Origin of the sequence: Bacillus cereus group sp. MG9 (genome assembly GCF_040459995.1) — a bacterium.
GTDB classification, from domain to species: domain Bacteria; phylum Bacillota; class Bacilli; order Bacillales; family Bacillaceae_G; genus Bacillus_A; species Bacillus_A mycoides.
The window spans coordinates 3078126-3102921 of sequence record NZ_JARVHC010000001.1 but is presented as its reverse complement, the minus strand read 5'-3'; the positions used below and the strand labels follow the sequence as shown (position 1 = coordinate 3102921).

Sequence of the window (24796 nt, the reverse complement as noted above, 5' to 3'; positions counted from 1 at the left end):
GCTGAGACGGTCGATAACGTGCGAAAGCAGCAAGAACTGACCGAAACGAGTCTGGAACGGCAGTTCTCACCGGCGGGGTATCAGCGGCGACATGGAGAGAAAGATAATGTGGAAACTGGAGAAGCCCTCGACACCCGATGAAGAAACCTCATCGAGGAGACCGTCTCTATAACCGCGATCGGGAAGTGAGAATGGTAGGTGTCAGGGTGACGGAACGGATCGTAGTACCAGAGATCTGCGTGCAGCAAAACGCGCGGGGAGGGAAGGGTCCGAACCTGTAAATATTTCGTACGACCAAAGGAGGCAAGGGTGCCATGACAAAAACACCTATTACTTTGCAGGAACTAAGGCGACGAATCTATCAAAAGGCGAAGTCTGAACCTACGCATCGGTTTTGGGGACTATTTTCCCACATTACCAAACTAATAACCCTCCATGAAGCATATCAGCATGCGAGGAAAAACGGCGGTGCCCCAGGTATCGACGGTCAAAGTTTCGCTGATATAGAACTAGAGGGAGTTATACCGTTTTTAAAGAACATCCAAGCAGAACTGCAGGCTGGAACATATCAACCACAAGCTAATCGTAAAGTAGAAATCCCAAAAGCAAACGGCAAAATGCGGACACTGCAAATCCCGTGTATACGGGACCGTGTGGTCCAAGGAGCGCTAAAACTCATATTGGAAGCTATCTTTGAGGCTGATTTCTGCCCAAATTCCTACGGATTCCGACCAAAACGCTCCCCGCATCAAGCGCTGGCAGAAGTACGACGTAGTGTGCTGCGTCGTATGACCACAGTCATTGATGTTGATTTGTCACGTTACTTTGATACAATCCGGCATAACATCCTACTGAGGAAAATCGCAAATCGTGTCCAAGACCACCAAGTTATGCACCTAGTAAAACAGGTGGTAAAAGCCGCAGGAAAGATTGGAGTCCCGCAAGGGGGGCCGTTCTCACCACTCGCGGCAAACATCTACTTGAATGAGGTAGATTGGACATTTGATGCCATTCGGCGTAAAACGACGAATGGCAACTATGAAGCTGTGAACTATCACCGATTTGCCGATGATATGGTTATCACCGTAAGTGGGCACTCCAGTAAACGGGGGTGGGCTGAACTGGCACTGCGACGACTGCAGGAACAATTGGAGCCTTTGGGGGTTGAACTGAATCTTGAGAAAACACGGATGGTCGATGTCTTACAGGGAGAGTCTTTTGCATTTCTCGGATTTGATTTCAGGCGAGTACTGAACCGAAATAAGACCCGATACTTCATATGCATGATCCCAAAGAAGAAAGCCCGTACGGCAGTGAAAGCAAGAATCCGCGAACTCATTCAAAACGCAGGAGCTAAACCAGCACAAGATTTAGTAAAACAAATCAATGCCGTACTAAGAGGATGGGTGAACTACTTTCGGGTTGGAAATTCCAGCGGAGCATTTAGCGAAGTGCGTGACTATACGGAGATGAAAATCCGTACACTGCTGACGAGAAGGAAACGGCGACGAAAGCGTAGCATCGGATGGCAGAGATGGAGTAATGAATATCTCTATGGTGTACTGGGGCTCTACTGGGACTGGAAAGTCCATTCCCTCAAAAGTGCAGAGGGATACCGATGAAAGTGCCTGCCATTTGATAGGTCTCATAACCCTTTTGATGAAGTTTATGGGGTGAGCTGCTTGAGGGAAAACCTCACGAGCAGTTCTTATGGGGAGGGGCTGGAAACGGGTCATAACTGATACCGCGCCAGTTCTTTACCCGACAGATTTTATTTAAAACATGGAAATCATTCTTTCATATTCATCATTGTAAAAAGATAAAACGCGAACGATTGGAATGCCATTTGTATGGACAACTGATTGCCATTCTACTCTGTTCTTCTACCATGTTTCAAATGCGGCAATTACTTCTTATGAAGAAGAAACGAGAACTGAGTGAATATAAGGCCATATATATGATTAAAGATTATTTTCTTCTTCTTTTCCAAGCTATACAGAAAGACGCCCAAGAGCTATCAAAGATTTTAATTCGCCTGTTCAACCTCTTACAGCAAAACGGGAGAAAATCTCATCGATATGAGAAGAAAACAGTCTTTGATATATTAGGTGTCGTTTACAATTGTACCATGTCTGATAATCAAGCCGCTTAATTCAAAAAAGTGAAACCCGTTAGGGTTTATTTCGTATGCAAATCTTTCAATCACCTACACTTGCCCTTTAGAAAAAAGAAACAATCTCGCCTAAAATTGACTTTGCATAATCTTAGCTTGATAGCGATGGGGTAGCCCACATATCCATCAAGCTAACAAGGACGAGTTACCCCAAAACGATAAAAACGATCAACATGCATCAAAAAAACCACGCTAAGCAAAAATACAATAAGCTGTCCATATGGACAGCTCATTTATATAATTACCGTTATCGGTAGCAAGAAAAAGGCAGATCCCTACTCTCATAAGGAATCCGCCTTTCTCCTTTTCTATGACTCTATTTATTTTTTTATACATTCCTACTATTTATTATAGTTTTCAAAATAACTATTTACATATAATTTGCATTAGTGTACTATTTGTCTAGTACACTAATACAGAGGAGGAAAGAAATGAAAACTGAGTTTTCTCCTAATATCCCCATTTATGTTCAGGTAATGGAATACATCAAAAAAGAAATTGTAACAGGACGTTTGGCGCCAGGTGAAAAAATTCCTGCTGTACGTGAATTAGCGGGTGAATTACAGGTGAATCCAAATACAATTCAACGTACATTTCAAGAGCTAGAACGGGAAGGTATTGCTGAGACACGTAGAGGAACAGGAAGATTTGTAACAATGGATGAAGAAAAAATTACAGAGCTACGCAAAGAAATGGCAAAAGAGTTGCTTGATAATTTTATAAATGGAATGAATAACTTAGGATTTATGGAAGAAGAGGTTCTCTCAATACTCAGTTCTTCTTTGGAAAAGAAAAAGGAGGGAAATGAATGAAAGAATTATTGAAAATTGAAAATCTATCAAAAAGATATGATTTAAAAACAGTGATTCAAGATGTAAGCTTAACAATATCAGAAGGAAAGATTATCGGTCTTGTTGGTGAAAATGGTAGTGGAAAAACGACATTTTTAAAAATGATTTCTGGTTTAAGGTTTCCTTCTAAAGGAAGTATTACAATTAAAGATAAAAAGGTGGGATTAGAAACGAAAAAAATCGTTTCATTTATGCCCGATAGTCCTGTTTTTGAAAAATGGATGACTGTAAAAGATGCTGTGCTGTTCTATCGAGATATGTATGTTGATTTTGATCTACAACAAGCAATAGAATTAATAGCTAACTTTAAAATCCCGCTAGAGGAGAATATAAGCATCTTATCAAAAGGGAAAACAGGGATATTACAGCTAATATTAACCTTTTCAAGGAAAGTAAAGGTATATGTATTAGACGAGCCATTAGGTGGAATTGATCTTGTTTCTAGAAAGCATGTATTAGATTTAATTCTTAACTTTTATCGTGAAGATAGTACCATTCTTATTTCGACTCATTTAATAGAGGAAATTGAAAATATATTTGATGAGGTAATCTTTTTAAAAGACGGGAGTATTGTATTGCATGAAAATGTAGAAGAAATTCGTTTTCACCATGGAAAAGCAGTACATGAGTTATTTAAGGAGGTTTTTGAGAAATGAATCCACTTTTTCGTTATTTATTTAATTGTAATAGAAAAAAGATAGCCGTCTTTTATTTTGGATTTATTACTATTTCGTTACTTCTTTTATTTAATATGATGGGACTATCGAAGGTTACAAATCAGCTTACAAAGGATATAACATTAGGTATATTTATTTCAATAATAGGTAGCACTGCATTTTTACTGATTTTAATAGCCTTGCCATCTTTCAATAAAATGTTAAAAAATACTATGATACGTTATACAGCCATCTCAGGAAAAAAATATATATATGCAAATTTATTCTTTTTCACGTTAATGTTTATTCTTTTACTAGTAATAGGCTTAATTTTTCTATACTATTTCTCCCAAAGTACCTACGGTGGAAAAGTAGTCGGGGGATACCAACAAGAATTTCATGAGTTATATGCATATGGATTTCTTCATCACATACTTTCTGTTTTATTATGGGGAATCGATTTCATGAGTATATTAATCTCCTGCTATTTCATCATGGTAATTACAAAGCTGATTCCTATAAAGTCATCAATGAGTAAGATGGTTTTATCAGTTATTTTCCTTGCTGTATTTTTAACAATTCAAACATTCGTACTGGATGTTTTAAGTAAATTAGAGAAATATGTAATCACCATAAAGAGTACGGGGTTCATAGATAAAAATGGTTTTATTGACACATCATTGTATCCTAGTGAAGGGTTCACTATTTTAGATATTTGTTTTACTTGCTTATTCATAATTGTCCTAACAGCTATTACAGGTCGTATCATTGATAAAAAATTAGAAATATAAAGTCCCATTTTAAAGGTAGAGTGTATTTAGGAGGAAAAAAATGAGAACAACTAATCCAATATTAAAAAAAGAAAAATTTCATAAAGAGAAGACAAATGCTTCTACGATGACTATTGGCGGAACGATAGCAAAAACATTCATTTTGCTTATCTTACTTCTTGCAGCGTCTGTCTATTCATACGTACAGATGACACAAGAGACAATGAAAATACCTGTGTTAATTGGAATTATAATAATTACTCTAATTGTCGCATTTTTAGTTATATTCATTCCTCGCATATCCCCAATTTGCGCACCGATTTACGCAGTATTACAAGGGATTTTATTAGGAAGTATTTCAGGATATTATACAATGCGATTTGGTGATTCTATCGCTTTAACTGCCATATTACTAACAATTTCGATTTTATTTGCCATGTTAGTGTTATACGCAACTCGAATAGTAAAAGTAACTAAAAAGTTTCGTGCGGTTGTAACGGTTGCAACACTTGGAATTCTTATTATGTATTTTATTGTTTTCTCACTGGGCATCTTAGGGGTGACTGTTCCATATATTCACCAAGGTGGGACAATTAGTATCATCATAAGTACAATTGTAATTATTGTTGCTGCATTAGATTTATTACTAGATTTTGATTCAATTGAAAATGGTACTCATAGTGGAGCGCCGAAGTATATGGAATGGTACAGCGCAGTAGGGCTTATGATGACATTAGTATGGCTATACCTGGAGATCCTTCGTCTGGTTTCTTACATTATGAAAAACAAAGACTAAAAAACATCCTGCATGGTTCAAACATGCAGGATGTTTTTGGTATCTCATATTATCAATTAGTTCAATACAGACAGTAACAAATATATGAATTCAACCCATACTTATAAATGTAATCTTCCTTCGATTACTACAAACGAGTTAACAGTAAAAAGCCGATTACCCCTTAGCGCACGAAATTTGCGTTTTATTTGTGTTACCCCATTGCTTTCAAGCTAAGCTCATGCAAATTCAATTTTAGGCGAGATTGTTTCTTTTTTCTAAAAGACAAGTATAGGTGAGTGAAATATTTGCATAAGAAATAAACCCTAACAAGTTTCAAATTTAGGCTAAGCTAAGCAATTCAATTTTATCAATCTGTGTGTTTTTACATATTGGAAGAATAAGGAGGTTATCAAAGGCTGAACGAAACTCTCAGCGGATGATAACCTTCTGAAATAGCGTGTCAATGATTTAAATAGATATCCTCACAAATATATTATTGAGCCACTCCAAATACATTGATTTCAGCCGCACTTGTCCATGGATTATTGTTCACCTCGCTTAATGCACGTATTCTAATATAACGACCTGTCTTGTTTGCAAAGCTGATTTCTTTCAAATTAGTATTATTGGCAAAAGCACCTATGGATACAGCTGTTCCCCAATTCACTCCATCACTACTAACGTAAAACTCATAGTCCTTAATCGTTCCGTTGATTTGGCCATCTTGCCTTGGCAGATAGCTAAATTTGGAGAGGTTATAGGTTGCACCTAAATCAATTTGAATCTCGTGCGGCATTGGAGCTACGGGGCTCCAGTTTGTATGCCAAAATGTGTCTTTGTTTCCATCAAAGGCATACGTACCTAAATTGTACCAATTATAGCTATCTACATATTTAAGTGACCTGGAAGTCATTTATCATTTCGTACATTTACAAAAAGATATGGATGAGAACAAAAATAGAAAAGAGGATACGAAAAAGAGTTATATATCTGAAATCTTGTCATTTTGTCAGTGCATGGTGCAGCATGCGGAAGAATTCGAATTGAATGGGGAAGAGGTTCAGCAAAATGACTCGTTATTGAAAACATTACAGCCTTGGCATATTCGTAAATATAATGCTTGGTTGAAGCAGGTAGAGAACGGTAGGAACGGTAGCACATATGCGGTCGCAACACTTGGGAAGAAAACAGTACTCATTCGTTCTTTTCTAAAACATCTTCATGTATTTTCTTATATTGAAAAGCCTCTTCATGAAGAACTGCAGCGCGCTAATGTAAATGAACAAGATCGGCCGAATCGAGACCTTTCTTATGATGAAGTGATGAAAATTCTAGGATTTTATAAAGAAAGAGGGCATGTAGTAAACTATGCAATTTTACTAGCTCTGGCAAGTACCGGTGCAAGAATTCAAGAATTGTGCACCGCGAGAGTGAAAGATTTACATTATGACGGAAAGTATTGGCTAAGGGTCAAGGGAAAAGGGGATAAAGTGCGTGAACTTTTCATTCCTGAATATTTATACCAATGTATTAGCGAAATGAGACGGAGAAGAGGATTCCAAACTATATTGGATCGGGGAGATGAATGTCCTTTATTCGTAAATCAAAGAGGAAATTTTTATAATCCAAAAACGTTATCAAATCAGGTAACAGATATGATAAAAAAGACAAATTTAGATTTTCTAAAGTATCGTGAAAATCCTGTAACGGCACATACATTCCGTCATGCTTTTGCAATCATGGCAGTTGAACAAGGAAATGCGGATTTATATCATTTAATGCAAACGCTTGGGCATGAAAATATCCAAATAATAAAAATCTATTTAGAGAAGCATATGAAACGGAAGAATAATGTGGGTACTTCATTTGCGGATATGCTGGTGTGAAACTTTCATAAAAAAATATTTAATTATTTCTTTTTTACATAATTAAATGTACATTATTTAACGTGTGAGGAGGGTTGATTATCGAGTTAGAGTTACTCAATAATCTACACATTAAGAAATGGCCAAGAAAAATCAATAAAGGTAGAGTCCTGGCGTTCATTTAGAGAAGAAATTAATGTGTTAGGAATTCAGGATTCAGATGTGTTTCAAATTCAGTTAGTGGAATATGGGAAAGAGAGAAAGAAAAAGAGTTTTCCTAAAAAATACTAGAAGAAAATAGTTTACTTACGTATAAATATCATAATTAAGCACATGTTATATACAAATATAGTGGAGGTGCAATTATGAATATTCAAAGACACGAAAGTAATACAAATGAAATTCTTATTTCTGCTGCTGCAAGTGCTATTGAGCAAATGAAGTATGAAATTGCTCGTGAATTCGGAGTCACACTAGGATCTGATACATCATCACGTGCAAATGGTTCGGTTGGTGGAGAAATTACAAAACGCTTAGTTCGAATGGCTGAAGAACAGTTAACAGGTCAATACAGATTACACTAAGTTAAAGCAGTAAATAAGAAGAATTCATGTGCAAATGGATTCTTCTTCCTTTTATTTACAAAAACTTCAAAAAAATAATTTTGTAGTTAAAAAACAACCTCTCAGATTCTTTTTTAATAACCTTTTCCAACCTTATTGATGACATATGTATCGATGGAAAATAAATTAGACATGAGCAGTGTAGGGGTGTTTAAAATCGTTTTGTTATTATCCGTAATTTTAATTCCATAATACTTAAAAATTATTGCTTTGAGGTCAATTTACTGTGCATCTTAATTATGGATGTTGTTTTTGTTAACTAACAACTATTGTATTTGGAAATTTAATAATAAGTTTATGTGATACGATAATAAAACTAGGTAGTATAAAGACTAATAATACAAAGATGAATAACCAATAAATAGATTATTCATATGTTCTATCTCGTCTGCTATTCTTAGTACTTTTACAATCTATATATATTTCTTCCTCTTTTGTGGAAAGTAAAACTAATGTTGCGACCAGTAATATAGTACCAATTAGATAAAAATAGTTGTCCATATATTGCCGGTATTTCTAATATTCCATTCGATTTTTGTGTTTTCTATTTTTATTTTTGTACTGATGAAAAGACCTTTCTCTCAATTAAATCTTTAAGTAACATGTATCTGTTTGATGCTTGAAATTCCCCCAGCTTGTACTTTTCAAAGCATAGTGGTTCATAAATAGCCTTATCATTTTCCTCTGTTGTTAATTTCCCGACTTTTTGTTATCTTTATCTAAAATTTGAAGCACAGTAATTTTTCAGTTTTACATTTAAATTAGCAGTATCCATTTTTAAAAATTCAATTTGTACAAGTAATTGAATTGGAATTTTGACTGTTGGTTCTTGCAGTGGTACAGTATCTCCTGTTACTTTCGCTGTATTTTGAATCTTTTTTCAGCTTGTTCCTCGCATGGAAAACCACTGTATTTTGTAGGTTCTTCACTGTTTTCTCAAGTTCAATGATTAGATCTTGTAGAATTAAGAAAAGACCTTCGCTCATTTCATTTACTTATCCTATCTACTCTGATATTTAGATGCTAATTACAATTAAATAATATATGATTTTCATAAAAAAGATATAGTAATATTTTGTCGTGAATTGTACTATTTTGATATTTTATAGTAATATTTTGTCGTAAGTTATACCTGACGGAAAATAATTTATGAATTTATACCGTAAAGATGTAAAAATTTATCAGTTAATCTAATTAAGAGGAGAAGGTAATGAATAATTCTATCGATATACAACACTTGTGTGATCTCGCACATAAAGCCTTTAATGTACCTGTTCATATTTTATCTACAGACAAAAAAATTTTATATCAGTCTATTTCTGATGATATTTGTAGTCCTTTTTATTCTTCTAAAGAAGAACACCTTAGTGACATTTATCAAGAAAATGATCCCGATAATTTGCCCCTTTTCAGATGTAACAGTTATCTTGAAAATTTCATCCTAATTCATATAGCGAATCATGATTATATAAAAGGGACTATAATAATTGGCCCCACTATACATCCAAAGGAATCAGATGATGTGACATTTAAACTTCGAAAAGAATTTAACTCAAATAATAATATTCAAGAAAGACTAACCTATTTTCAATCCCTAACTGAGGTTAAAAAAACTTCTTTAATTGATATGGGAATTTTATTGCATTACATGATTTTCAATGAAAAGTTAGATGTTGATATTGTTGTAGAAAAAAATAAAGTGTTAGAGGAAGTTCCCTATAAAATTGTGAAACCTGATCTATATATTTTAAAACGTCAACAAAATAAACCAAAAACTCACAACATGGCATTAGTACATAATTATTTTTCAGCAATCAAAGAGGGAAATAAAAAGAAGTTGTTGCAATATATGTATGCAGTATCGCAGGAAGATACTGAATTAATTTTAACAGCGGATCCACTCAGAAACCAAAAAAACCATGGGATTATTGCGATTACTTTAGCTACTCGATATGCGATAGAAGGTAATCTCCCACCAGACATTGCTTTTGCTCTTAGTATTTTGTATATCCAAACCATGGAACAACTAGAGAACGTGGACTCTGTAAGGCGATTGTCAGGAGATGCTTTACGTACTTTTGCAGATCGAGTAAAAGAATTCAATGCGCAAAAATTTTCAAATGCGGTTATTACATGTATGAACCATATTAGTAAAAATGTTTACGATGGAATATCTCTCAATGAACTCGCTAATCATTTGGATATTACGCCTACTTATTTATCTAAATTATTTAAAAAAGAAGTGGGAATTCCTTTAAGTGAATTTATTCAAAGGGAACGAGTGGAAGAAGCAAAAAAATTATTAACACTCACTACATATCCACTATCAGATATTTGTGCTTGGCTTAATTTTAACGACCAAAGTTATTTTACAAGGGTTTTCAAAAAATCAACTAACATGACACCTAGACAGTATCGTGAAAAATATACCGTAATATAAGCTTAGTATCAGTTTCTTGTGAAAAAACTTTAATATACGCGCAAGTAACTCTAAAACTTGAGCATACTGTTTCTTTTACTCTAGAAAGGGTATGTGATTGATCTAGAAAAGGAATATGTATTCAAATAGATCTTGAAGAGTCCATGAACCATTTAGTGAAGCCAAAGGACAAGGGTAAGATTTATAACATGTTGTTAATTTTAAAGAGTACACTATCCATTATTTTTCTAAGGAGACAAAAAAACAGAAGGCTGCAAAGGTTCTTTTCGAGAAAGCTTTGCGGCTTTTTTTATATTTTAAAACCCATAGTTATAACGAGGAATAAGTTTATAGATTAATATCTTCATGTTAAGTATTTAATAATGGTGATATTAGGGACTATTACATAAAGTTTAACAATATAACATATATCACTTGATATATCTATATTATATGCAATTATACATAACCAAATAAAGGTAAAAAAGTGTAAAAAAACCTATTAAATTATTCTATAAGTATTTTTTTAAAAATAAAATTGCTTGGTTGAGCTAAAATGGTTAGTTATTAACCGTATACACTTTAATTTGTAATCATTACAATTACAGAGCTGTAATTCCTAATTAATTATATCGGTATAATTTTTCAGGCTCGTATTTTTACTTAATAGCTAAATTATCGAGCTCAATCGACAAAATTTTGCTATTTACGCATTGGAAATTTAATGTTTTAATGAACAACATAACTGGTATGACCACACAGAAGGGGGAAGAGCAAGCTAATAGAGGTTATTAAATTTGCAAGTAACACTATGTTGTGGATAATTTTCTTAATAATCAGTTTATTTTTAAGGTATTTAGAATCTCAAAAGTAGTATTTTTGTAAAAATGGGTTTTAAGTTTCTACATAGCAAAAGTGAATTTATTCCGCAATAAAAGTATAAGCAATGTACAGTGTAATTTCATCTTTTGTAGTCTTGTAAGGCTCTTGCTGACAAAACTAAAACCCATATTATGAAATTGATATTAAAAAAGTCATGACGGGATTAACTCAAGAATCAATGGTTTATTTATCTTCACGGTTCTGTAAGTTAAACAGCAGCTCTAGGGGGAAGTATTTTACTACTCATTGGGCAGCTAATTCAAATATAGCTGATGAATTTTTATCGTTTACTATTTGAAAAATAGAGTATCTAAATGAGAGGGAAGTAAAATCCTTAGATCCTCTTAGAAGTAAATAATAACGATAACACCCTATCCGAAAGACTTCCCATTCCCCATGCGTGTGCAAGGAGAGAGCCTAGCGCTAGGGCGTACAAGTTATATGAATCAAGTTATAAAAAACAATGGTAAAGGAGTGTACGGAATGAAAAATAAAATAATGACAGGATTTTTAATAACATCCATTGTAACTGGAGCAACTATTCCTATCAATACTCTCGCAACACCAATCGTTCAAGCAGAAACTCAACAAGAAAACATGGATATTTCTTCATCATTACGAAAATTAGGTGCGCAATCTAAATTAATCCAAACGTATATTGATCAATCTTTAATGAGTCCTAATGTACAGCTAGAGGAAGTCCCAGCTTTAAATACAAATCAATTCCTAATCAAACAAGATATGAAGGAATGGTCATCGGAACTCTATCCACAGTTAATTCTATTAAATTCAAAAAGTAAAGGATTTGTAACGAAATTTAATAGCTATTACCCGACATTAAAATCGTATGTAGACAATAAAGAAGATAGAGAAGGGTTTTCGGATAGACTTGAAGTTCTTCAAGAAATGGCTATGACGAATCAAGAAAATGCGCAACGACAAATTAATGAATTAACAGATCTTAAATTACAGCTTGATAAAAAATTAAAAGATTTCGATACTAATGTGGCAACTGCGCAAGGCATATTAGGTACAGATGGAACAGGAAAAATAGATCAGTTAAAAAATGAAATATTAAATACTAAAAAAGCAATTCAAAATGATTTACAACAAATTGCATTAATACCAGGAGCTTTAAATGAGCAGGGATTTGCTATATTCAAAGAAGTTTATAGTCTTTCAAAAGAAATTATTGAACCGGCTGCTCAAGCAGGGATGGCAGCGTATAACAAAGGAAAAGAAATTAACAACTCTATTCTAGAAGCGGAGAAAAAAGCGGCGCAAGAAGCGACAGAACAAGGTAAAACTGCTCTAGAGATTGAATCGGCAAAAAAAGCAGCTCGTGAAGCAATTGAGAAAAGCAAACAAGGTGAAATAGCTGCAGCTGCAGCCGCAAAAACGCAAGAATATGACCTGATGAAAGCCATTGATACTGAAAAGATTAAGAAAACATTTGGTGTCTTCGCAGAAATAAATAAACTAACAGCAGAGCAGCGAGCATATTTAGATGACTTAGAGAAACAAAACCAAAAAATATATGATTTAACAACGAAACTATCAATAGCAGATTTACAAAAATCAATGCTTCTTCTTTCACAAAATGATTTGCATACGTTTGCAAATCAAGTAGATGTAGAACTTGACCTATTAAAGCGCTATAAAGAAGATTTGGATCTAATAAAAAATAACATTACAAAATTATCTACTAATGTTAATGCAACTAACGAGCAGTCTCAAAAAGATACATTAAGACAATTAAAAAATGTAATAAGTTACCTTGAAGAACAGGTATATAAATTTTGATATTACGTTTTTGAAAAAACTATAAAGATTATAAGAATCTAGCGAAAGAAGGAGAATAGTTATGAAAAAATTCCCATTCAAAGTGCTAACTTTAGCCACTCTGGCAACGGTTATAACTGCTACTACTGGTAACACTATTCATGCATTTGCACAAGAAACGACCGCTCAAGAACAAAAAGTAGGCAATTATGCTTTAGGTCCCGAGGGACTGAAGAAAGCATTGGCTGAAACAGGGTCTCATATTCTTGTAATGGATTTGTACGCAAAAACAATGATTAAGCAACCGAATGTAAATTTATCTAATATCGATTTAGGATCAGAAGGAGGGGAGTTGCTCAAAAATATTCACCTTAATCAAGAACTGTCACGAATCAATGCGAATTATTGGTTAGATAAAGCGAAGCCACAGATTCAAAAAACAGCTCGTAATATTGTAAATTACGATGAACAATTTCAAAATTATTACGACACTTTAGTAGATACTGTACAAAAGAAAGATAAGGCAGGTCTAAAAGAGGGCATAAGTGATTTAATTACTACAATTAATACAAATTCAAAGGAGGTTACAGATGTAATTAAGATGCTACAAGACTTCAAAGGGAAACTATATCAAAATTCTACAGATTTTAAAAATAATGTTGGTGGTCCAGATGGCAAAGGTGGATTAACTGCAATATTAGCAGGTCAACAGGCAACGATTCCGCAACTTCAAGCTGAAATTGAGCAACTTCGTTCTACTCAGAAAAAACATTTTGATGATGTATTAGCATGGTCAATTGGTGGTGGATTGGGAGCAGCTATTTTAGTTATTGCAGCTATTGGAGGAGCAGTTGTAATTGTTGTAACTGGTGGTACAGCAACACCAGCTGTTGTTGGTGGACTTTCAGCTCTTGGAGCAGCTGGTATCGGTCTAGGAACTGCGGCGGGTGTCACGGCATCTAAGCATATGGACTCCTATAACGAAATTTCTAACAAAATCGGAGAATTAAGTATGAAAGCAGATCGTGCTAATCAAGCAGTTCTTTCGCTTACTAACGCGAAAGAAACATTGGCATATCTATATCAGACTGTAGATCAAGCGATATTATCTCTAACAAATATTCAAAAGCAATGGAATACAATGGGCGCAAATTATACAGATTTACTGGATAATATCGATTCTATGCAAGACCACAAATTCTCTTTAATACCGGATGATTTAAAAGCTGCTAAAGAAAGTTGGAATGATATTCATAAAGATGCAGAATTCATTTCAAAAGATATTGCTTTTAAACAGGAATAGAACTGAAAATTAAAACCTAAATTGGAGGAAAATGAAATGATAAAAAAAATCCCTTACAAATTACTCGCTGTATCGACGTTATTAACTATTACAACCGCTAATGTAGTTTCACCAGTAACAACTTTTGCAAGTGAAATTGAACAAACGAACAATGGAGATACGGCTCTTTCTGCAAATGAAGCGAGAATGAAAGAGACCTTGCAAAAGGCCGGTTTATTTGCAAAATCTATGAATGCCTATTCTTATATGTTAATTAAAAATCCAGATGTGAACTTTGAAGGAATTACTATTAATGGATATGTGGATTTACCTGGTAGAATTGTACAAGATCAAAAGAATGCAAGAGCACATGCTGTTACTTGGGATACAAAAGTAAAAAAACAGCTTTTAGATACATTGACTGGTATTGTTGAATATGATACAACATTTGACAATTATTATGAAACAATGGTAGAGGCGATTAATACAGGGGATGGAGAAACTTTAAAAGAAGGGATTACAGATTTACGAGGTGAAATTCAACAAAATCAAAAGGTTGCACAACAACTAATAGAAGAATTAACTAAATTAAGAGACTCTATTGGACAAGATGTTAGAGCATTTGGAAGCAATAAAGATCTCTTGCAGTCGATTTTAAAAAACCAAGGTGCAGATGTTGAAGCCGATCAAAAGCGTCTAGAAGAAGTATTAGGATCAGTAAACTATTATAAACAATTAGAATCTGATGGGTTTAATGTAATGAAGGGTGCTATTTTGGGTCTACCGATAATTGGCGGTATTATAGTGGGAGTAGCAAGAGATAATTTAGGTAAGTTAGAGCCTTTATTAGCAGAATTACGTCAGACCGTGGATTATAAAGTAACATTAAATCGCGTAGTTGGAGTTGCTTATAGTAATATTAATGAAATGCACAAGGCACTTGATGATGCTATTAACGCTCTTACTTATATGTCCACGCAGTGGCATGATTTAGATTCTCAATATTCGGGCGTTCTAGGGCATATTGAGAATGCAGCTCAAAAAGCGGATCAAAATAAATTTAAATTCTTAAAACCTAATTTAAATGCAGCGAAAGACAGTTGGAAAACATTAAGAACAGATGCTGTTACATTAAAAGAAGGGATAAAGGAATTAAAAGTGGAAACTGTTACTCCACAAAAATAGGGAAATATTAATTCTGTTGCAAAGTGAACCATAACATAGAGAGTCTATGATTACACTGTTAAACAGTAAAGCGATAATTAATAAATCCTTATATATTAAAAAGGCGGAGTCTCATTAAAGACTTCGCCTTTCACTTATATATAAGTTTTATCCAAATAAAAAGATAGCCATGTAGTTTACTTGTTTTTAAAAATTTGTAACAGAATCGATTAATAGGGAACAGTTTATATAGATTCGCTTAATAATATCGAATCTATGCAACTACATCGTCTTTTAATAAGAATAGGACTTGAAATCATACTCTATACAGGAGGAATAAGAAAAGATGAAAAAAAAACCTTATAAAATACTGGCTGTATCAGCATTTTTAATTATGACAACTACCTATGCAGTCACACCAGTAGCAACCTTTGCAATTGAAACTGAACAAACGAACACTGAAGATATGTCTCTTTCAGCAAATGAAGAAAAGATGAAAAAAACTGTACAAGATGCTGGGTTATTTGCAAAAGCTATGAATGAATATTCTTATTTGCTAATTAATAATCCGGATGTGAGTTTTGAAGGAATTTCTATTAATGGGTATGCAGATTTACCTAGTAAAATTGTACAGGATCAAAAGAATGCAAGAGCACATGCTGTTACATGGAATACAAAAGTAAAAAAACAGCTTTTAGATACATTGACCGGCATTATTGAATACGATACAAAGTTTGAAAATTATTATGAAACATTAGTAGAGGCGATCAACAATGGAAATGGGGATACTTTAAAAAAGGGGATTACTGATTTAAGGGGGGGAATTCAACGAAACCAAAAGTCTGCAAAAGCATTAATAGAAGAATTAACTAAATTTAAAAACGCTATTGGAGAAGATATTAGAGTATTTGGAAGCCATAAAAAGACCTTGCAATCGATTTTAAAAAACCAAGGAGCTGATGTGGAGACTGATCAAAAGCGTTTAGATGAAGTTTTAGGACAAGTAAACTATTATAAGAAATTAGAATCTGATGGATTAATAATGGTGAAAATACCTTTTATCCCCACGCTTATTTCTGGTGGCATAATGATAGGTACTGCTAGAGATAATTTAGGTCGATTAGAGCCTGCTTTAGCAGAATTACGTAAAACTGTTGATTATAAAATTACATTAAATCGTGTAGTCGGAGTTGCATTTCATAATATTAGTGATATGCATAGTACGATTGATAGTGCTATTACTGCTCTTACTTATATGTCCACACAATGGGATGATTTAGACTCTCAATATTCGGGCGTACTGGGGCATATTGATAAAGCTGATGAAAAAGCTGATCAAAATAGATATAAATTTTTAAAGCCTAACTTGAATTCAGCTAAAGATAGTTGGAAAACATTAAGAACAGATGTTGTCACATTACTAGAAGGCATAAAAATTGCAGAGAAGAAAGAACAGGATTTTATGAATCTACTTCGTCCATCAAACGTTTTTTACTTTTATAAAAAAATCCATAACGCATACACTTTTGAAATAAAGACTGGAACAAATGCACCAAATGCGTCTTATAAAGTTATGAATTTAACTAAAAACACTGTTCATCATATGTGGAGTGGAGGTGCTAATACAAGCATGTGGGCTGACTGGCTTTCATTCAATCCAAATGATGAATTTGCGGTGGTAGCAGTAGTGGATGGGAAAGAATATGTTGTGTATAAAGACAAAGTAGAAAATATAATGAACTGAACCCAAAAAAATGCATTAATTGGGGATGGTACACATCGCTATCAAGCTAAGAAAAACAAATACCCCCAGAACGAAATTTTGTGCTAACTTTTAACAGAAAAGCTCATTTTTTCGTTTTGGGGTGAATCTATTTTCTTAAGTTGATGGGCATGGGGGGTATCTCAAAATCTTAGCTTGATGGGCATGTGGCGGTACCCCACATCCATCAACTTAAGGATTTACACTATTCTTGAAGTTAAAAGCAGGTTACTATTTTCTTATGTTAATGAGAATTGCAACCTGCCTTTATGAAATATGCACCAAAAACTTTATAGTAATAAGTCTGGCGTTATCTCTCTAATTATTAGGATATTTTTTCTTCATATATGCATACTAAACATACTATAGAAGGTGCATAGAAGGTGAGGAAGCCATGACTAAATTTCTGAAATGGTTAAAATATAGAGAAAATCCTAAATCATGTTCAATACGAGACGATACTCCTGTTCCCCAAAAAAATATAGAAGACTCTCTCTTAGAAGCTAGTTTATCGAAGAATATAGCTGAGCTTCAGAATGTATTTCATCAATCACCTGATCTAGTGATTCGACGGTTTCAAATGACAGAAGCTGGACTAGAAGCCGCTTTAGTATATTTGTCTGGATTAACAGATAAAGAATTGATTCAAAATCATGTTCTAAGTCCTTTGATGAATAGTGATTTTGATACCAATACAGAACTTCCCATTACATTAGGACAAATTAAAATTATTAATACGTGGAGTCAGAGTGAAAATGCTATTTTAGAAGGAGATAGTGTTTTATTAATTCACGGTCGAACTACAGCGTATCAATTAGACACAAAAGGATGGCCGCAAAGAAGTATTGAAGATGCTCATAACGAAATATCTCTAAAAGGTGGGCATCAAGGATTTGTAGAAACCGGAGCTCAAAATATCACAATGATTCGAAGGTATATTCCACATCGCCAATTAATGATAAAAGAGATAACAATTGGTTTACGAAGCAAAACAAAGATTTCTATTTTATATTTAAAAGATGTAACTTCTGAGGATGTGCTAAAGGAATTAGAAACACGGATTCAAAGTATAACAGTTGATGCTGTTACTAGTACAGGTGAACTTATTGAATTCATTGAAGATAACCCGTACTCACCATTTCCACAATTTATGTTAACAGAAAGACCTGATTTAGCCGTATCGCACATTCTACAGGGCAGATTTGTGACTGTAGTGGATCATTCGCCAAATGTATTAATTGCTCCAACAAATTTCATCTCTTTTTTTCAAGGGGTGGATGATTACGGTACAAGATGGCTAGTTGCTTCGTTTATTCGTATACTTCGTTTTATCGCCTTTTTGGTTGCTCTATTTTTGCCAGCGAGTTATGTTGCGTTTATTTCCTTTAATTTCGAAGTTATTCCTGTAGAGCTTTATTTATCTATTGCAGAGTCAAGAACAAGCGTACCTTTTGCTCCAGTAATGGAAGCATTACTTATGGAAATAACGCTGGAAATGATGAGAGAAGGGGCCTTACGCCTGCCTACCCCGATTGGTCAGACAGTTGGAATGGTAGGAGGTATTATCATTGGACAAGCAGCTGTTCAGGCCGGAATTGTAAGTAACATTATGATTATTGTTGTTGCTGTTACAGCCATCTCTTCTTTTATTATCCCTAACTATGATATGGGATCTGCAGTTAGACTTTTACGATTCCCCATGATGATCTTAGCTGCATTATTTGGAATTGTAGGACTGGTTATCGGGTGGATGACATTAATTGGACATCTTATCAGTCTTGAATCGCTAGGAACTCCTTATGGAACACCGTTAGCACCGTTTCGCTTTGCAGATATGAAAGATACTTTTATACGCTTTCCTTTATGGGCAATCAGAAGGCGTCCTAAGGGTACAGGAGCTATTCAATCTATTCGACAAGGTAAGAATCATAACAAAAGGTGAAATTATGAAAAAATATGCCTATAATGACATCACTCTTATGCAGTATATTGTTTTAATCAATGGAATGCAGGTCGGCACTGGCGTTCTATCTCTTCCACGTGTGCTTGCAGAAAAAGCTGGAACAGATGGATGGATAGCTATATTGATTGGCTGGATATTCTCCACAATATCAGGTGTTTTTATTGTGAAAACAGCTGCAAAATATCCCGAGGACACACTTTACGAAATTCTTATACGATTTTTCGGGAAAATAATAGGGAAAACACTTGTTGTTATTTACATGATGTACTTCGCTTTTTATTCTTGTACTGTTCTTGTGAACGCTATGCTTTATCTTAAGGGATGGCTTCTTCCAAAAACGCCTGATTATCTAGTTATCTTTTTGTTTTCGATTCCTACCTTTCTTGTCGCACGTAACGGCCCTCGTATTATAGGGCGGTACTCCGAACTTACTTTTTATATGTTGCTTTGGATTCCGTTATTTTTTTTGGTACCTCTTAAAGAGAACGGAAGTTGGATGCCATTCTTTCCGCTCTTAAAAGAGGGGTGGAAGCCTATATTAACGGCTGTGCCGACCACTATCTATGCTTATTTAGGATTTGACATTGCGTTCTTTTTATATCCCTTTTTACGAAAAAAACAGTATGCAGTCCATGGAATGGTTATTGCAAACACTTTAACGATGTTATTTTATTTATTCGCTACTATTGTTTGCTTTGCCTATTTTAGCCCTGATAGCATTACGCAATTTAACCAACCGGTACTAAATTTACTTAAAGTAATTGAATTTCGGTTTTTAGAACGTTTTGACATGATTTTATTGGCTACTTACTTGCCCGTTGTTTCTACATGCTGGATTCCTGCCATATTCTGTTCTGTATTTTGTTCAAGCCGATTACTTGGGAAACAAGATCACAGCTCTCATGTAGTTATTCTCTTATTACTCATTATCGGCTTCGTATTCTGGATTAGTCCTAGTTGGAATCAAGCCGAAACGGGACTACAGGTGTTATCGAATGCTGGGATTGGGTTAACCTATATATTACCTATCATTTTATGGATGTATGGCTGGCTATATGAGAAGTCTCATTGGGGGAAGATACATTGAAAAGAAAAGTACTATGTTGTATTTTGTTATCGGTGTTCATGATGACTGGATGCTTTGATCAAACAAATATTGAAGATGTTTCCCTTACTCTTGTACTTGGTATCGATTTAGATCGTAATAATAATCTATTGGTGTACATGTCAAGTCCTGTTTTTAATAAAGAAGCCAAGGTAAAAGAAGAAGTTACGGGTGTGAAATCTGCTACGATTCGAAATTCTAGAGACAAATTTGATGCTACTGTTATGGCACTTACCTCGGGAAGTAAAACACAGGTGATTTTAGTTGGAAAACGGCTATTGAAACAAAAAAATTGGATGAAATATCTCGATCCATTTCAACGAGACCCCAAAAATACAGTTACTACAAGGGTTGTTGCTGTTGATGGACCTGTTTCGGACGTCATCTTTTATAACCCAAAAGATAAGCCGCGTCTTCCTCTATATTTAACAAAACTAGTTGATACAGCCTCTTTAAGAAATATCACAGTAAAAACAAATCTTCAAGAACTACATGAACAAATGGCAGACAAAGGGGTAACAGCGAATATTACTGAAATGAAAAAAACGAATAAAATATTTGTGGCAGGTACAGCTTTGTTAGATGAAAAAGGAAGGCATAAATTAACGCTAAAACCTGATGAAAACAAACTATTACGCATTTTGCAACAAGGAACTACAGGTGATTTTTCATTTACAATCCCAATTAAACTAAAGTCGGATAGCCAGGATAAAGATTGGATAAGCTTTGCTGCCTATAACATTAAAGTAAAGACAAAGGCAAGATATGATAATAAATTTATATTTAATACAGATATAAAGATGAAGGTCGGCATTACAGAACAGCTTTTTTCGTTCAATACAAGAAAGGATGGAGTAAAATTACAAAAGGCGATTGAAACTAAGCTGGAAGCTGATTTCAAGCAATTAATAAAGAAAATACAAACTGCCAATATTGATCCTATTGGGCTTGGGAGATATGCAAGAACTTACACATATCCAGAATGGAAAAAAGTCCAAAATAAATGGAATAATGAATTAGCAAAGGGCGATGTAAACGTCAAGGTAAATGTGAAAATTGGTGGGATGGGGACAATTAAGTAACAGGAGTTCAACTGAGATTCGTACTAAATTTACAAGTATCTTCAATTTTAGAATGGGAATTTTCTTTAATAGGAGTACCCCCCCGTACCCATCAACTTAAGGATTTAGACTATTCTTAAACTTAAAAGCACGTTACTATTCTCTTATGTTAATGAGAAAGGGTGACGTGCTTTTTATGAATATGCATCAAAAACAAGAGCGATTAGAATGCCACCTTTATGGACAACTCATTAGTATCCTATTATGTTCTTCTACTATGTTTAAAATGAGAGAACTCCTGTTACGTAAGAAACAGAAAGAACTAAGTGAATATAAAGCGATGTACATAATTAAAGATTATTTCTTACTTTTTCATCAAGCACTACATAAAAACACCCTAAGCAAAAAATACAATAGGCTGCCCATATGGACAGCTCATTTACATAATTCTCGTTATTAATAGACAACAATGGATAGAATTTTCGTTTTGGGGTGAATCTATTTTCTTAAGTTGATGGGCATGGTACACTAAACTAGACACCAAGTTAAGTGAAAAATTGAACGGCATAAGGCTCCTTATTTACTAGAACACCTAGCTAAAGCAAAAGAATTTGTACAGCAAAAAAGTGAATATTGAATCAAGGTGCTGGTTGCTTTATGTGTATGGCTTAACCAAAAGATTGCAAATACAATAAAAAGAGAGAATAAAGATATTGCAATATTTTTAAAGCGAAAAGCCGAAATTGAGGAATTTGAAGAATTGTAATAGTGAAGGAATTGATTAATTTATAAAAAACGTAGGAATTAAATATTCCTACGTTTTTTTGTACATAACATTTAAATAAACACCTTATTTTTGGGGTATTTGAAGGTTCAAATGGAAGATTCCTTGGTTTTCGATTTGAATCAATATGATACTATTTACATGTACTGTCATGTAGGGAATTATATTTTTTACACCTGAACTGTTTGTACTATTTGTAGGATTTTCTGTTTTTTTGTCGAATATATCTTTAATGCAAGGAGGGACATTACATGATTATTAAAGACTATTTCATCAATCTTTCTATTTTTTCTTTATTAGTTAGCGCAGCGATATTTATTCAAGTGTTTTTGATTCATTCCAGGCGATATTTCGAAAAATTCTATGGAGGGATTATTGCAGTTACTTTGATGCTCTTTTCTTTTCCATACATGGGATTTTCCTACGATCTTCGAGTTGTTCCTCTTATTCTATCTTTTATTTACTTTGGTCGCATTGCTGGTTGGATTACATTAATTAGCATTATTATCATGCGTATCTTTTACATTGGAGGTTACTGGGAACCTCCTGTGATTGCTTATTTAGGTTTGGGTATCCTATTTGTTACTTTTAAAACATATTTTAAAAACCTTCATCCTTTTAAAAGTGCATCTTTATATTTTTCTGTTTTTGTCGGAATAAAGTGGTTAGTTGGTGTATTCTTTAATACTAAGTTACTTTACACTGGAGGCTTATTATATATAGCTTTAGGGCTTTTAATTGGGCTATTTCTTATGGAAGCCTACCAGAGATTATATTATTTAACACAGGACTTATCTAAAATGAATCGGGAATTAAAAAAATCCAAGCAAGAACTCACAGATACCGTACATGAGCTTCAAGGAGGGATTTTTAAATTTAAAAAAGTGGGTAAGCACTTTATACACACTTTATGTGATGGACAGTTTTATTATCAAAAAGGATTTTATTCTGAACAGGTGGTAGGGAAAAGCTTACGGACTATTGATGCTTCTATTGTTCCACCACATTTAGTTCCACAATTGATGAAGTATTATCTTCAGGCATGGGAAGGGAAAGAAATTATATTCGAATTACCCTGGCCAGATGATAAAACGATTATTCTTATTGCACTTAGGCCGATTAAACGAAATGGACAAGTTATGGAAGTTGTTGGTTCTATAGTCGATATAACCGAAAGGAAAAAGGTAGAATCAGAATTAAGAGCTACCAAAGAATTACTAGAATCATTTATAAAGCATAATGTAGATGCTATTACCATTTCTGATCGAGAAGGGCATATTTTACAAGCAAATAAAGCTTATGAAAAGATATTTGGATGGTCATTACAAGAAATCATAGGTAAGAGATTACCCTGTGTACCAGATTTCTTAATGGAAGAATCACTTAAAAATATTCAGAAAATTCTAACAGGGGAATCCGTAGTTACCAGATTAGAAACTTTTAGACGACGTAACGATGGAAGTCTTCTTGATGTCAGTCTGACAGTTTCTCCTATACTAGACGTAAGAGGAAATGTGATAGCTTTATCTGCAATATGTAGAGACATCTCTGAAAGAAAACAAGCAGAAAGAGAACGACATCGATTACACCAACAATTAAAAGATAGTGAAATGAAGTACCGTGCACTAATCGAACAAGCAACTGATGCAGTATATGTAGTAGAGCTGAATGAAAATCATGTTCCAAGTCGATTCATTGAGGTAAACCCTGTTGGTTGTAAAAGATTTGGATATAGTAGAGAAGAGCTGCTCTCGTTACCATTTCCAAATGTAGTACCACAAGATTCTAAAATGATTGTAAGGTTGTTAGAAAAAATTAGAGAGGGACAAACTTCCTTCACTTTGCAAGATGAATATGTTTTTCCAACAGGAAAAATAATAACAACTGAGTTTAGTGTCGGTGTTTTTAACTTAAATGGTAAAAAAGTTTTCCTAAGTATTTCTCGTGATATCACTGAACGGCTAAAAACAGAAGAATTACTACGGAAATCTGAAAAACTTGCTGTCGTAGGACAATTAGCGACTGCAATGGCTCATGAAATTAATAATCCATTAACCGCAATGAAAGGGTTTATGCAATTACTAAAATCAACGGAAACTGAGAATAATCGGGGTTATATAAATATAGTATCATCAGAGATTGAGCGTATAGAAAGTATTACTAATGAATTTATGGCGGTAGCCAAACCACAGGTGGTAAAGATACAACCTAATGATATTAGTGTGCTAATGGATCAAGTTTTAATGCTACTGCAACCTCAAGCAATGATGAATAATATAAAAATTAGAATTGATTTTACACCTGGTATTCCACTGATTCCATGTGAAGGAAATCAATTAAAACAAGTATTTGTTAATATTATAAAAAATGCAATTGAATCCATGCCAACAGGAGGAGAAATTTTGATTCAATTTGATAAACTTGATAATAATCAAATAAGGATTCGCTTTATCGATCAAGGATGTGGGATTCCAAAAGAACGTATACCATATTTAGGAGAACCTTTTTACAGTATTAAGGAAGAGGGAATCGGCTTAGGATTAATGGTCTGTTATAAAATTATTGAAACACACCAGGGGAAGGTATTTATTGAGAGTGAAGTGAATAAGGGGACTATAGTTGAAGTCACTCTCCCAATTTGCACACTTCAAAATTAATACATTCTTTTACTGAAATTTTATAAGTTAGTGAGCAGTTAGCTTTGGCTAGCTGCTTTTTTGTATATATTGTAATCGATTCTTCATATTACGGCTTTTTGATGTTTCATATATAGATTTTATAAACTCTGTAAGTGTTTTGTAATATTTACGAGAGACTTTTTTAACAGTTATGAGAGAGAAAAGAAAGATTTGTTATATATGATGAAATTAATCTTA

General features: G+C 34.0%; 15 protein-coding genes and 4 pseudogenes. 18 read left to right on the top strand and 1 reads right to left on the bottom strand.

The window, feature by feature from the left end; all coding sequences use genetic code 11:
- Window positions 1-314 precede the first annotated feature (314 nt).
- The 6 genes and pseudogenes from ltrA to QCI77_RS15875 all read left to right on the top strand — a co-directional run bounded on the left by ltrA (window position 315) and on the right by QCI77_RS15875 (window position 5246).
- A complete protein-coding gene (gene ltrA, locus QCI77_RS15900) occupies window positions 315-1622 on the top strand; it encodes a group II intron reverse transcriptase/maturase (protein ID WP_113736055.1) in 1308 nt (435 codons plus the stop codon).
- Window positions 1623-1765: 143 nt separating this feature from the next.
- Window positions 1766-2152, top strand: a pseudogene (locus QCI77_RS15895) (IS4 family transposase); the annotation flags it as partial.
- Between the two features lie 452 nt (window positions 2153-2604).
- Entirely contained in the window at window positions 2605-2985 is a 381-nt protein-coding gene (locus QCI77_RS15890) for a GntR family transcriptional regulator (protein WP_113770573.1), read from the top strand.
- Window positions 2982-3680, top strand: a complete 699-nt coding sequence (locus QCI77_RS15885) for an ABC transporter ATP-binding protein (RefSeq protein WP_113770572.1) — start codon at window positions 2982-2984, stop codon at window positions 3678-3680. Before QCI77_RS15890 ends, QCI77_RS15885 begins: the two co-directional genes overlap by 4 nt.
- Window positions 3677-4471 carry an ABC transporter permease gene (locus QCI77_RS15880; RefSeq protein ID WP_113770571.1) on the top strand — a complete coding sequence of 265 codons (795 nt, stop codon included), beginning with the start codon at window positions 3677-3679 and terminating at the stop codon, window positions 4469-4471. The genes QCI77_RS15885 and QCI77_RS15880 overlap by 4 nt, the downstream gene beginning before the upstream one ends.
- 40 nt (window positions 4472-4511) lie before the next feature.
- Window positions 4512-5246: a Bax inhibitor-1/YccA family protein gene (locus tag QCI77_RS15875; RefSeq protein ID WP_353825220.1), complete on the top strand. Its 735-nt coding sequence runs from the start codon at window positions 4512-4514 to the stop codon at window positions 5244-5246.
- Between the two features lie 475 nt (window positions 5247-5721).
- Here the strand turns inward: QCI77_RS15875 and QCI77_RS15870 are convergent.
- A pseudogene (locus tag QCI77_RS15870) lies at window positions 5722-6138 on the bottom strand (discoidin domain-containing protein); the annotation flags it as partial.
- On the opposite strand from QCI77_RS15870, the pseudogene QCI77_RS15865 reads away from it, so the two are divergent.
- The 12 genes and pseudogenes from QCI77_RS15865 to QCI77_RS15810 all read left to right on the top strand — a co-directional run.
- A pseudogene (locus tag QCI77_RS15865) lies at window positions 6116-7114 on the top strand (tyrosine-type recombinase/integrase); the annotation flags it as partial. The pseudogenes QCI77_RS15870 and QCI77_RS15865 sit on opposite strands and share 23 nt — an antisense overlap.
- A 344-nt stretch (window positions 7115-7458) precedes the next feature.
- Window positions 7459-7677 carry an alpha/beta-type small acid-soluble spore protein gene (locus QCI77_RS15860; protein ID WP_353825219.1) on the top strand — a complete coding sequence of 73 codons (219 nt, stop codon included), beginning with the start codon at window positions 7459-7461 and terminating at the stop codon, window positions 7675-7677.
- A gap of 1249 nt (window positions 7678-8926) precedes the next feature.
- On the top strand, window positions 8927-10156 hold the full coding sequence (locus QCI77_RS15855; protein ID WP_113770568.1) for a helix-turn-helix domain-containing protein: 1230 nt from the start codon (window positions 8927-8929) through the stop codon (window positions 10154-10156).
- A gap of 1344 nt (window positions 10157-11500) precedes the next feature.
- Complete coding sequence (hblC, locus tag QCI77_RS15850; RefSeq protein ID WP_113770575.1) at window positions 11501-12820, top strand: hemolytic enterotoxin HBL lytic component L2; 1320 nt, start codon at window positions 11501-11503, stop codon at window positions 12818-12820.
- 61 nt (window positions 12821-12881) lie between these two features.
- Complete coding sequence (gene hblD, locus QCI77_RS15845) at window positions 12882-14102, top strand: hemolytic enterotoxin HBL lytic component L1 (protein WP_002128070.1); 1221 nt, start codon at window positions 12882-12884, stop codon at window positions 14100-14102.
- Between the two features lie 36 nt (window positions 14103-14138).
- Window positions 14139-15266 carry a hemolysin BL binding component B gene (gene hblA, locus QCI77_RS15840; protein ID WP_000591974.1) on the top strand — a complete coding sequence of 376 codons (1128 nt, stop codon included), beginning with the start codon at window positions 14139-14141 and terminating at the stop codon, window positions 15264-15266.
- A gap of 325 nt (window positions 15267-15591) precedes the next feature.
- Complete coding sequence (hblB, locus tag QCI77_RS15835) at window positions 15592-16989, top strand: hemolysin BL regulatory component HblB (protein ID WP_353825218.1); 1398 nt, start codon at window positions 15592-15594, stop codon at window positions 16987-16989.
- Window positions 16990-17401: 412 nt separating this feature from the next.
- Window positions 17402-18949 (top strand): spore germination protein, encoded by a 1548-nt coding sequence (locus QCI77_RS15830; protein WP_044444144.1) that lies wholly within the window; start codon window positions 17402-17404, stop codon window positions 18947-18949.
- A 4-nt stretch (window positions 18950-18953) separates the two neighbouring features.
- Entirely contained in the window at window positions 18954-20057 is a 1104-nt protein-coding gene (locus tag QCI77_RS15825) for a GerAB/ArcD/ProY family transporter (RefSeq protein ID WP_044444145.1), read from the top strand.
- Window positions 20054-21157, top strand: a complete 1104-nt coding sequence (locus tag QCI77_RS15820) for a Ger(x)C family spore germination protein (RefSeq protein WP_044444146.1) — start codon at window positions 20054-20056, stop codon at window positions 21155-21157. The genes QCI77_RS15825 and QCI77_RS15820 overlap by 4 nt, the downstream gene beginning before the upstream one ends.
- Window positions 21158-21347: 190 nt before the next feature.
- Window positions 21348-21557 (top strand): annotated as a pseudogene (locus tag QCI77_RS15815) (IS4 family transposase); the annotation flags it as partial.
- A 614-nt stretch (window positions 21558-22171) separates the two neighbouring features.
- Window positions 22172-24577, top strand: a complete 2406-nt coding sequence (locus tag QCI77_RS15810; RefSeq protein ID WP_353825217.1) for a PAS domain S-box protein — start codon at window positions 22172-22174, stop codon at window positions 24575-24577.
- Window positions 24578-24796 lie beyond the last annotated feature (219 nt).

What these genes read in the sequence shown, in the direction of transcription:
- hblC (WP_113770575.1), top strand. Translation starts at nt 11,501, where the DNA reads ATGAAAAATAAAATAATGACAGGATTTTTAATAACATCCATTGTAACT.
- hblA (WP_000591974.1), top strand. Translation starts at nt 14,139, where the DNA reads ATGATAAAAAAAATCCCTTACAAATTACTCGCTGTATCGACGTTATTA.
- hblB (WP_353825218.1), top strand. Translation starts at nt 15,592, where the DNA reads ATGAAAAAAAAACCTTATAAAATACTGGCTGTATCAGCATTTTTAATT.
- QCI77_RS15885 (WP_113770572.1), top strand. Translation starts at nt 2,982, where the DNA reads ATGAAAGAATTATTGAAAATTGAAAATCTATCAAAAAGATATGATTTA.
- ltrA (WP_113736055.1), top strand. Translation starts at nt 315, where the DNA reads ATGACAAAAACACCTATTACTTTGCAGGAACTAAGGCGACGAATCTAT.
- QCI77_RS15875 (WP_353825220.1), top strand. Translation starts at nt 4,512, where the DNA reads ATGAGAACAACTAATCCAATATTAAAAAAAGAAAAATTTCATAAAGAG.
- QCI77_RS15825 (WP_044444145.1), top strand. Translation starts at nt 18,954, where the DNA reads ATGAAAAAATATGCCTATAATGACATCACTCTTATGCAGTATATTGTT.
- QCI77_RS15830 (WP_044444144.1), top strand. Translation starts at nt 17,402, where the DNA reads ATGACTAAATTTCTGAAATGGTTAAAATATAGAGAAAATCCTAAATCA.
- QCI77_RS15855 (WP_113770568.1), top strand. Translation starts at nt 8,927, where the DNA reads ATGAATAATTCTATCGATATACAACACTTGTGTGATCTCGCACATAAA.
- hblD (WP_002128070.1), top strand. Translation starts at nt 12,882, where the DNA reads ATGAAAAAATTCCCATTCAAAGTGCTAACTTTAGCCACTCTGGCAACG.
- QCI77_RS15880 (WP_113770571.1), top strand. Translation starts at nt 3,677, where the DNA reads ATGAATCCACTTTTTCGTTATTTATTTAATTGTAATAGAAAAAAGATA.
- QCI77_RS15810 (WP_353825217.1), top strand. Translation starts at nt 22,172, where the DNA reads ATGATTATTAAAGACTATTTCATCAATCTTTCTATTTTTTCTTTATTA.
- QCI77_RS15860 (WP_353825219.1), top strand. Translation starts at nt 7,459, where the DNA reads ATGAATATTCAAAGACACGAAAGTAATACAAATGAAATTCTTATTTCT.
- QCI77_RS15890 (WP_113770573.1), top strand. Translation starts at nt 2,605, where the DNA reads ATGAAAACTGAGTTTTCTCCTAATATCCCCATTTATGTTCAGGTAATG.